Annotated in this window: 10 protein-coding genes and 1 pseudogene; 2 read left to right on the forward strand and 9 right to left on the reverse strand. The window is 41.2% G+C overall.

From position 1 onward, the window contains the following. From GSQ74_RS16280 to GSQ74_RS16300, 6 genes are all read right to left on the reverse strand, one after another. A partial coding sequence (locus tag GSQ74_RS16280) for a reverse transcriptase domain-containing protein (RefSeq protein ID WP_216846762.1) occupies positions 1 to 1,271 on the reverse strand: 1,271 nt, incomplete at its 3' end. A gap of 560 nt (positions 1,272 to 1,831) precedes the next feature. After that, positions 1,832 to 3,838 (reverse strand): DUF2779 domain-containing protein, encoded by a 2,007-nt coding sequence (locus tag GSQ74_RS16285; protein ID WP_158995139.1) that lies wholly within the window; start codon positions 3,836 to 3,838, stop codon positions 1,832 to 1,834. A 224-nt stretch (positions 3,839 to 4,062) separates the two neighbouring features. Further along, positions 4,063 to 5,124, reverse strand: a complete 1,062-nt coding sequence (locus GSQ74_RS16290) for a DUF932 domain-containing protein (protein ID WP_158995141.1) — start codon at positions 5,122 to 5,124, stop codon at positions 4,063 to 4,065. A gap of 4 nt (positions 5,125 to 5,128) precedes the next feature. Further along, positions 5,129 to 5,296, reverse strand: a complete 168-nt coding sequence (locus GSQ74_RS22625) for a hypothetical protein (protein ID WP_174236934.1) — start codon at positions 5,294 to 5,296, stop codon at positions 5,129 to 5,131. A gap of 4 nt (positions 5,297 to 5,300) precedes the next feature. After that, on the reverse strand, positions 5,301 to 5,498 hold the full coding sequence (locus GSQ74_RS16295; protein WP_158995143.1) for a hypothetical protein: 198 nt from the start codon (positions 5,496 to 5,498) through the stop codon (positions 5,301 to 5,303). Next, complete coding sequence (locus tag GSQ74_RS16300; RefSeq protein ID WP_158995145.1) at positions 5,491 to 6,102, reverse strand: hypothetical protein; 612 nt, start codon at positions 6,100 to 6,102, stop codon at positions 5,491 to 5,493. The genes GSQ74_RS16295 and GSQ74_RS16300 overlap by 8 nt, the downstream gene beginning before the upstream one ends. Positions 6,103 to 6,804: 702 nt before the next feature. Between GSQ74_RS16300 and GSQ74_RS16305 the strand changes: the two genes are divergently transcribed. Further along, a complete protein-coding gene (locus tag GSQ74_RS16305) occupies positions 6,805 to 7,152 on the forward strand; it encodes a helix-turn-helix transcriptional regulator (RefSeq protein WP_158995147.1) in 348 nt (115 codons plus the stop codon). Then, positions 7,152 to 8,444 (forward strand): type II toxin-antitoxin system HipA family toxin, encoded by a 1,293-nt coding sequence (locus GSQ74_RS16310; protein ID WP_158995149.1) that lies wholly within the window; start codon positions 7,152 to 7,154, stop codon positions 8,442 to 8,444. Before GSQ74_RS16305 ends, GSQ74_RS16310 begins: the two co-directional genes overlap by 1 nt. 112 nt (positions 8,445 to 8,556) lie before the next feature. Here GSQ74_RS16310 and GSQ74_RS16315 read toward each other — a convergent pair whose 3' ends face one another. The 3 genes and pseudogenes from GSQ74_RS16315 to GSQ74_RS16325 all read right to left on the reverse strand — a co-directional run. Further along, the gene (locus GSQ74_RS16315) at positions 8,557 to 8,910 is read right to left on the reverse strand and encodes a hypothetical protein (RefSeq protein ID WP_158995151.1); all 354 of its coding nucleotides are present in this window, start codon (positions 8,908 to 8,910) and stop codon (positions 8,557 to 8,559) included. Between the two features lie 146 nt (positions 8,911 to 9,056). Next, positions 9,057 to 9,809, reverse strand: coding sequence for an IS21-like element helper ATPase IstB (istB, locus tag GSQ74_RS16320; RefSeq protein ID WP_158995153.1), 753 nt, complete (start codon positions 9,807 to 9,809; stop codon positions 9,057 to 9,059). A 20-nt stretch (positions 9,810 to 9,829) separates the two neighbouring features. Continuing rightward, a pseudogene (locus GSQ74_RS16325) lies at positions 9,830 to 10,438 on the reverse strand (IS21 family transposase); the annotation flags it as partial.

The following is a 10,438-nucleotide window of genomic DNA, read 5'->3' on the forward strand; positions in this document are numbered from 1 at the left end:
CAAGGCACATTTGTTTTGGTTTCCGGGTTGAGCCTATCGTATTGTTCCCACTTGTAAGGTAATTTTGATTTTAGTTTCTCATCCCAAAACTTTTTTCCGTATTCGGCGAAGTCCAATGGTTTATGACTAATTAGCTTAACTTCTTTTAATGCCGCTTGATAGATTTTTAAAAGTGATTCACACTTTTCTTTTTCAGGGTGCATCAAAACCATATCGTCACAAAATCTGCCGTAAAAAGTATTACCATCAGAATTAGCATTTACGATCCTATCTACATGGGTTAAAAGAATATTTGCTATCAGGCATGAAATTGCTCCGCCTTGGGGAACACCAATTTTGTCGGTTGATGGATTTGAGTTCACCTCAAGCAATTCTGAATCTTTCACCCAAGGAATTGTTCCATTTGAAATTCCTGCCTTTCTTAACAAATTCGTTTCTTCTTTTTTTATGTTGTCATTAAATGAGAATGCTGCTAAATAGGAATTGAAAATGTACACTGCTCGTTTTGCAATTACAATCTTAAGGCGCTCATTGGCCTCGTTGGTCATTAATTGAAACTCTTCTAAGATTTTTTTGTGGTTTACGCAGTCGTAGAATTTCTTTATGTCACATTCAGAAACGAAAAGTGGTTTGCCAACTTTGCTTTTGAATGCAATAATATCCACTATTGCTTCATGATGATTGAAAACTTTATGCTTTTGAATTCCCGTCCTAAAGGCGTATGAGGAATCAGAAAACAAAGGATCGAAGCAATTTGATAGGTACCTTGCAACTTGCCCCGTAACAATTAGATCATTCAATTTAAAGACTGTGATTGGTCGGTAGGTGTTTTCCTTTATGTCTTTTATTACTGGAATTGGTCTGGGAGTAGAAATCTTATATCCGCTATTCTCGTCAAAAACATCGTGACGAATCTTATCGGTAAAATCAAGAAGTTTCTTTAACCAACGTGGCCTGATAGTTCCTAATCTCTCACATTTTTTTATTTCGCGCCAAATAGTTCTTTCCAGTTGAATGGAATTAGTTTCAATGGTATTTGAACCACGAATTTCTCGCTCCCGTTTATTAATTCTAATCCATTTGCTCCTGGGTGGAAAAAAAGAAAAGATCTCCTTGTTTAATTGTTTATGTGGAGACTTTGCTTTTGGAGATATGTTTCTAAAAAAGTGATCATCATGCCCCTTCTTAGCGGCAATAGCTCTCTTGTGGCAGAGAATTTTTATTAATTCTTTATCAGAAAAATATCCGTTTATTTCAAGGATGTCTTTCATATATAAAGGATACACTTTTTCATCATGGGTCGGAGATATACTCCGAGAATGAATCGAATCGGCTTCCAAATTGTTGTATCTTTATGGAAAACGTGACAGGCTTTCGCCACCAGCTGGAGTTTCATCGTGAAGATTTTAAACAATCTCGATGAATTGTCTACTTTGTCAGCTTCGGAGCCAAACAGAACAATGTTCCTTTGGTTCATGATTACTTGAGTGTATCCAATTTCTTGCATTTATTAATCAAAAATGTTTTTTCTCTGTCAAACAATACCAGAATTAATAAAGCGATTGCTAAATAAGGTTTGAGTATCAATTTATTGTCTGCTAAAATTGTGTGGGAAAGATATTTATAACACAGGAAAGTTAGTTAATATTTTTAAAAACCAGCAACTGATACTATATATGGTTGCCTTATTTTTAACTATAAGAATGTAAATAACTTATTTTCGTTAAACATATCAGCGAAATATACAAAAACCCCTGAATGTCAATTTCAAATTCTTCTTCGGTTTGGATGAAGATTTTAAATAATACCCCCAGTTAAACGGTTCATTTTTTTATAGCTTACCGCTCGCTTCAAAAGATTTAAGTTGTTGTTGCCAATCCTCCCAAATCATCACCATTGCCAAAGTATCCAGTTCGCAATACTTCAAAAGCGATGAATGAATATGTTTCCTTTCCTCGGGCTTCATTTCAGTAAATTGCATTTGGGCATAAGCCATCATTGCCGCCCCACCATCGCTTAACTCCGCCTCTTCGTCCATCAGCAGGTCGTCTAATAAGGATTCATCTATCCCGGTGAATATTGGTTCCAATTGTTTATAAGGGCTGATTACCTTACCCTGGGGAGTAAGATCAATCCATATCTTTTCGCTAAAATTCAAACTCTGATTTTTGTCCCTATAAATGGAGCGGCTGTACTTTTCCTGAAGGAATGAGCTATTGTTTAGTATAGCTGGTAAAATATCTTTGATGGAATTTGATCCGTTGGTTAATGGGGAATAATAAAATTTCTTCACACAATCCAATAAATCTATCATGTTCCGGCTGCCTTCCCATTTTACGGTGCTGTCCCCTGTGGATTTGCTAATTGTTTCAATCCATGAACATAGTTCGCTGGCATCCGGTTCGGATGATTCTCTTAACTGCCGGTGGATAGCGTTCAATATAGAATTTTCATGAGCAGCATACCGAAAAATATTGCCAGTATCGCCATCAAGATCCGCTTTGAGTTTCCTGATAAATTCAAAATTCGGAAAGCTTCCCACGTCTGTATTCAACCACTGCCCTTTATGCTCAATAGTTCCATCCTGATAAAGTACATGATGTGAAAATTGAAAAGCGATCTGTTCGTAAGGCCTGCGGTTCGCATTAAAAGGTATAGCCACAGCAGAGGTTTCAAAATCAATGAAATGCAACGGATAGGTAAGGGTTGAGGAAATTTCCATAAATCCCTCATGATCAAAATAGGGCGATAAGTCATTGTCTTTTGACTTCTGTACCTGCAATTCCTGGCGGTCAACCCGGCTTAGGCCAGGTTCAGTATTAACTTTTGGTTTCTGGCCTTCCAGGTCAATTCTACTCAATTGTGATTGGAAAAATATGTTGTTATCCAGATACTCATTTTTTTTCCTGAAGTCCCAAAGATTAAGAAGGGATGGTTTTAAAAAATCCTCCTCTGTAAAGCCATTGACGCTTTTCCAGCATTCCTTATATCCATTTTTTAAACCTAAAGCTTCCTGTTCGGGCGTAGCCCGAAACTCACAGGTCTTACAGTGCGCTCTTATTTTGCCCTGTACGCGCTCATCCGATTTATATTTCTCAGCAAAAAAAACAATCCATTCTCTAAAAGATTTGGTATCATCGTTATACAACGGGTCATCTTTTAGCAGCATATCTGCAAGTTCATCTATGTTAACACGACAAAGGATTTCCTGTCCAAAAGTTTCAGGTGAAACATCTCCCGATACTTGGACTGAAACTTTGTTGTTCTTATTCTTTTGAATATGAAAATGTTGATTTAGGCCGTCTACCGATGTCTTTTTACTTTTATCTGCCAGCATCAAAAACGCCTTAACCTTCAAATCAGGCCTGGAACACGAGATCACATACTTTTGGAAGGTAACATCATAAATATACGGTTGCCATTTAGGTGCAATTCCGTTACTGTTTGAAATCGATGCTTTTAAGTTAGTCGGATCGTATGATTTTGCCTTAACTTCAAATAATTTCAGGCTATTCCCGTCTTTGACAACAATATCTGCCCTGATAAAAAACAAATCAAAACAGAAAGCAGCTTCATAAATGGTCACCTTATCTAAAAGTAACAGTTCATTGGTTTTTAGAAGTGCTTTGTCGTAATCAAGTTCATCGATTTTAATTCCGCCAGGAAAATAACATTTCGCAAGTTCACCGACTTGAAATCCACCATTAGCCAAAGCTTCCAGAAAAGTATCATTTATCCTTTTATCAGGATATTCTTTTTTTGAGCTATAAAAAAGCTTAGTTGGACATTCTAATGCAAGTTTTAATTTGGATTTTGTTAAATATCTCTGACCTGACATTGATTTGGGTTTATATCCAAATCTACCATTAAGTTCAACATTAAAAAAACCTTATTTAGATGCCTTGTTTTAGTATCCGGAGTATCTTATAGTATCTTCAAAGCACCCCCTGTTTTCACCAAAGATCATCAAACCATAAGAAAACAGGGGGTGTTCTTCGGGCGGGCGTAGCCCGCCGCCGGGGAGTTTTTGAAATAAGAGGGATTGCTCCCCCTTAAAAGTATTTAATTATAAATCAGGGCTTCGCTTCCCTGCATTGCAAAATCACGGCAAAGATTAAAAGCGGTTTGTGCCCGTTGCTTGGCTGTACCGTCCATGATTGATTTAAACTTGGCTTCATCACTTTTAAAAAGCCGCACATTTTGAAAATAGCCCGTTACGGCATTGTAAGCACCAAACACCGTTCCTGCGGTTGTTTCCATTTGCTGGGTCTGGCTTCCTAAAGCATATTCATACACGTTATCTACAATATTGGTGTAGTGTGTAGATAGCAAATCTAACTTACCCTCTGCTAAATTTTCTAACACCTCTTTATTTGGTGCCATTGCAATCTGTATCAGTTTTTTAACCTCGTTATCAGAGATATGCACCTGCGCCCATTGGTTAAATAGCCCTTCCATTTCACCCGCTAATAAACTACTGATACCCATTAACGTATGCGCCTGTTTCAGCCTTTCGGTAGCAGATGCCGTGTGGCGTATCTTAATCGCCCCTGAATGGTTGTTCATCGCTGCGTTAAGCGTGTTGTTGCAAACGATCCTGATTGGCGTAAAAGCTGCGGTTATGCTTCCTAATCCATCGTGCGAAGTAGTTAAAAACAAATATTGCTCTATCCAGTCTTTAGCACCCACCCGTATATAATCGGGTAGTTTTGCCGTAATAAATACCCGTTCACCATTACCTAACGCCCCTGCCGTTTCATATAAAATACCATCGCCACCGCCTACAATAGCATCAAAAAAAGAAAAAGCATCCCTATTTTGCACCACTTCATAATCATTACCCACGACACCCAAAACCTGTTCCGTGTCCGCCCGAATGGTTGCGTAAAAATTGGGGACTTTAATTTCAGGGATAATTGTCTCAGCGTTGCCGAGATAATTAGCTGTATCATACGTAAAAAGTGGTCGTTTTTCAACGATATAATCCAGTCCAGCGTGTTGTATCGCTTCGCTACTGGTCGGGTAACGGTCAATGATTTGGCCGAGATTGTGCCAGGCTTTTTCCTTAACACTCATAAAGCTGTGTTTGCCTGTATTCTGATTGAAATTTATTTGATGTGCCATGACTTTATTTTTTAGTTTTTAATTGCATGAGTTCCGTTGCTATCACTTCCACGTTTTCGGTACTGCCTACGCTGTAAACCGTTTCCGTTTGCAGTTCTGCAATAGCATCGTGTATGTTGGGGTAACTGGTTTTGATCCTGACCTTAACCAATAAAAAAACCGTGTCTTCCATTGCCTTACTGGTAGGTATTTATAAAATCGTTAAACTCCATTTGAAACCTTGCGGGATTTTCCTGCGCCAATTGTTCTGCATAACCTTCCCAAAATATTTGGTTGGTTAACTCTATAAATTGCTCGTACATCGGGTTATCTTTTGAGGTAAAATTTAAAAATGCCCCCGGCTTGCTACCGGGAGCATGTGGTTTACTAAGCATTAGGAAAAATGATATTAGCTTCAATATCAGCCAGTTTTTCATGGCAGGCATCAAAAATAAACTGCGATACCATGCGGATAAGGTTTGGTGTATTGGTGGTAAATTCCCTGCCCTTATCGTCTTTGATAATCAGCTTGCAACCCTGATAAGGGTTGTTTTCCAGTTCATCGTTTTCTTCTACCAGTTTTACCTCAAAATCTTCCAAAGTTTTAATACGGGCAATCAAGGCTAACCGCTGTATGCTTAGGCGGTGCAAATCACTAACAGATTTTAAAGTTTGCTCTAAATTCAAAGCAAGTTTTACGGGTTGCGCTATCGCTTGCGGTTCTTCGGCTTTTGGCTCTTCCTTTACTTCCTGCTTTGCGGGTTGGTGTTCAGTGTTAACAGGTTTGTTATCCACTGTAGTGGGGCTATTGGTCTTAGCCTGGGTAACCTTGTCGGCCTCAAGCTGCGGAGTTTGGGCAGGTGTTTGATTTTTAGCTGTTTCATCTTCTTTGGCTTCCTTTTGGGTAAGGCTTGGGCGGTTAGCGATTTTGTTACTGGCTTCGTTGTTTTTTGCTCCTGTACCTTGTACTGCGGTTGCATTTTTTTCTGCTGTTTTCATTTTTTAAATGATTTAAAAGGGTTAAAAATTTATTTTTTTGTTTCCCTCTTTTCCCGAAGACTTCCCTAAAAAGCTATTTTTCAAAAGAAAAAACGGAAAAAAAGAAAGCAAAAAAAGGGTGCCCGCAGCAGGCAAAAGGAAACGGAATAAGTCCCGCAGGGTGGACAGGCTGAGGGACGAGGCCTGTTCATTATGCCGTAGTCTTTTGCGGATGTTTGCGTAAGTCTTTAAGCAATGCGGGCAAAACCTTAGCTGCCTTTTTCTCCGTTTCGATTGGAAAATAGCACCTTGAAGCATCTGATCTTTCAACCGTAAATTAAGTGCAGCGTGAAGGCAAGCGCCGCTTTTCCCGGCGTAACAAAGTGGAGCGGGTAAACAAGTGAAGTCCTGAATAATGCGCTTAATTGGATATACCGGCAGTTTACAGGAATAGCGGATGCTTTTGCAGCATCGCGAAAATGCAGGAGCGGCATTTTCAAGCAGTCAACCTTTTAACAATCCTCTGTCAAGATAGCAGCGGTATCCTTTCCCGGAAAGATATAACAAGCGACAGTTAATGCTCAAATAATCCATCATTAAGTCATTAAACAGGCATTAATGATGGAATAAACAATCATTTAAAGTAAAAGAAATAGTTATTTTAATTATTATTGTACTTTTGTGTAGAAAAGCAAGCATTAACTACTATAAAATCATTTAGTGATGGAAAAAAGCAGCATAGATTGGTATTCCATGAGTGACAAGGGTGTTCTAAACCTCCTCGGTCAATTTATACAGGAAACCCGCTTACAACAGAATAAAACCCAGCAACAGGTCGCTGATTCAGCCGGTATCAACCGCTCCACCGTTAGCCAGATCGAAAAGGGAAATGGCGGTACGTTATTATCCTTCCTTCAAATCCTGCGGGTACTGGAACAATTGCCTGTATTGCAATCATTTGAAACCGAACAAAAGATAAGCCCTTTACAGATAGCCAAACTGGAACAACAAAAAAGACAAAGGGCCCGGAACAATGATAATCCTAATCATATAACTAAAGTAAACTGGTAATGATCAATAGCGCATTTATCAATCTTTGGGGTGAGCGTGTCGGCGCGATAGCGTGGGATGCTGATAAAGGAGTTGCTGATTTTGAATTTGAACCCGCCTTTTTACGCAAAGGCTGGGATATTTCTCCGCTCAAAATGCCGGTTAGCGGAGCTAACGGCAGGATTTTTTCTTTCAACGAATTAAGAGGCAATCAAACCTTTAAGGGATTGCCCGGATTGTTAGCGGACGTTTTGCCTGACCGTTATGGTAATACGTTGATCAATACGTGGCTGGCGCGAATGGGCCGCCCTGCGGACAGCATGAACCCGGTGGAAATGTTATGTTTTATCGGGCAGCGCGGCATGGGTGCGCTGGAGTTTGAGCCCGTTGAACCCAAAGGAAAAAACACTTCCACGAAACTGGAAGTAGACAGCCTGGTTGAAATATCCGAAGCTATCCTAACTGGACGAAAGGATTTTCATACTCACTTGTCCAAAGATGAAGAAAAAGGGTTGCTGGATATTCTAAAGATCGGTACCTCCGCCGGTGGTGCCCGTGCCAAAGCCGTGATCGCCTATAATCCTAAAACGGGCGAAGTGAGAAGCGGACAGGCGGAAGCGCCGAAAGGCTTTACGCAATGGTTGATCAAGTTTGATGGGGTACATGACGCGCAATTCGGCACTTCGAGGGATTATGGCCGTGTTGAAATGGCTTATCACCTGATGGCAGTGGACTGCGGTATTGAAATGACCGAGTGCCGGTTATTGGAAGAGCATGGACGGGCACATTTTATGACCAGGCGATTTGACCGTGTTCCCGAAAAAGGCAAAATACACGTTCAAACCTTTTGCGCTATTCAGCATTTTGACTTTAATAATGTCGGCTCGTATAGCTATGAACAATTGTTTCAAACGATGCGCTCTTTACGGCTGGACTACCCGCAGGCAGAGCAAATGTACCGTAGGATGGTGTTTAATGTACTGGCGCGAAACTGCGATGACCATACCAAAAACTTTGCCTTTACAATGGATAAAAAAGGGCAATGGGCATTAGCCCCGGCTTATGATGTATGCCATGCTTACCGCCCGGACAGCCCTTGGGTCAGCCAGCAGTCATTAAGCGTTAATGGTAAAAGACGGGGCATCGACCGGAAAGACCTGCTGGAAGTAGCCAAACAAATGAGCATTAAAAAGCCCGATGAGATCATCCGGCAGATCGAAAGCACCCTTCAATTATGGCCGGAGTTTGCAAATCAATGCGATGTAGCACCTGTTTTACAAAAAGCAATAGCTGAAACTTTCATTTCAGCCTAACGCTAATGTCAGGGAGCGGAAAGAAGATATAAATTAAGAAACGCATCTGATCATAAAGGGCGTTGACAGTTTACCTGTTAACGCCCCTTTTTTTGGCCCGAATGAAAATATATTAACTAACGGGAACCGTTAGCAAGGTTCGCCATTTATTCGGTTCGGGAATAATTATTTGTGCGGGCACCTCGTCGGCCCAGATCTTGAGGTCTTTAGATAAGAATTTATACAGCTTTTTTATACCAACATTGTTGGAGGTAAAGAAATGGGTTATGCCCATTTCTTTAAGGAAATCCTCCCAATAGCCATCGGAGCTTAAAGGCTGGATATAAACCTCATCATCGATGTCAATATCATATCCGAAAGAAAACCCAGAAACTTCGGGTTTTAAATCGTCATCCTCCGGGTCTTCCATGATCGAAGTTATGCGGAAAAGGAAAACCGGGAAATGGCCGTCAGCCTGATACATCATTTCTACCGTTGCCAGTATCCGGCTATTCAGTGGGTATTCCGGGGAAGCTGACCATGTGATTCACTGGCAAAGAGAGCAGTGATTTAGCTGGCGGCAGAGTTCAGCAGATGCTGTAAAAGCGTTTTCAAAGTTAGTTATTAAATTGGTTATTGATAAGTGACATCTTTATCATCCGGCTGCCGTTTTTTCCTCATCGACTCACCCTTCAGCTCAATGCGGTGTGCGCTGTGGACGATCCTGTCCAGGATAGCATCAGCAATTGTTTTTTCACCAATTACTTCATACCATTTACCTACCGGGAGCTGAGAAGTGATGATCAATGATGTTTTACCATGCCTGTCCTCAATGATCTCCATTAATGCAGCCCTGCTCTGTGCATCAAAAGGCTGGATACCGAAGTCATCCAGTATAAGCAGTTCCTGCCGTTCGATCTTAGCAATCTCTTTGAGATAGGAACCATCAGCCTTGGCCATCTTCAGTTTAGCAAAGAGTTTGGGCGTACTGGCATACATCACCCGGTAACCCAGCATACAGGCCTGGTAGCCAATAGCCGAAGCGATATAGCTTTTGCCAATACCTGTGCTGCCGGTGACGAGCAGGTTCTCAAAGCGGCTAATGAATGTACAATCCGCCAGGCGCATGATCTGATTCCGGTCAATGCTCCGGTCGGCATGATAATGAACATCCTCCACCGAGGCTTTATAGCGGAACCTGGCATAGAAGATCTGCCGCTCAATACGCCGGTTATGGCGGTCATCCCATTCTGCATCTACCAGGTGGGCCAGCAGTTCATCTGTTGTGTAATCATTGGTTTTGCCTGTTTCCAGGGCGCTTTTAAAGGCATGGAACATACCGAAGAACTTCATCTTCCGCAGTTTGTCTAAGGTGTTTGTATTCATTCTATTGATTGTTTAAAGGGTTATTGGTAATAGTCTTCTCCTCTGATATTATCATGACTGGGCATCGGCAGTTCATCGGCAAACAGGCTTTCTTCATACTGATCCATGTTCTTTTCCAGGATCATCTGGATGGTCTTGTAATTATAGATACCATAGTTAAGACCTCTTCTGCAAGCCAGTATCAAACGCTCATTACCGACCTTCCGGGAGAAGTTCAATATCCCCAGACATGATTTATAAGCTTGTTCGACATGCGTTTTCCGGTCAAATATGTTATGGATATAAAGCCTTACATCTTCATGAATGGCGGCTGCCCACCCCAGGAAACGCTCGGGGTTCCAGTCCGTAACGAACTGGTGAGTAGAAGCCAGATGTTCTTTATCTGTCGTATAACCATGCATGCTCCTGGTGCGCTTATGTATAGCGATCCGTTCATAATGATAAAAGGCCTCCACTGAATTGCTGGAATATAAAAGCTTGATCTTCTTGCCTATAAACCGGTAAGGCACACTGTAATTGTGTTTGTCCGGACCGAGACAGACATGCCCGTTCTTCATGATCGTGGCATGAAACTGCTTTTTAAGCTCATACCGTAACACCGGTAAAGGCGTGAGTACGCCCCGTTCCAC

Source organism: Mucilaginibacter sp. L196 (assembly GCF_009765905.1).
Classification (GTDB): Bacteria; Bacteroidota; Bacteroidia; order Sphingobacteriales; family Sphingobacteriaceae; genus Mucilaginibacter.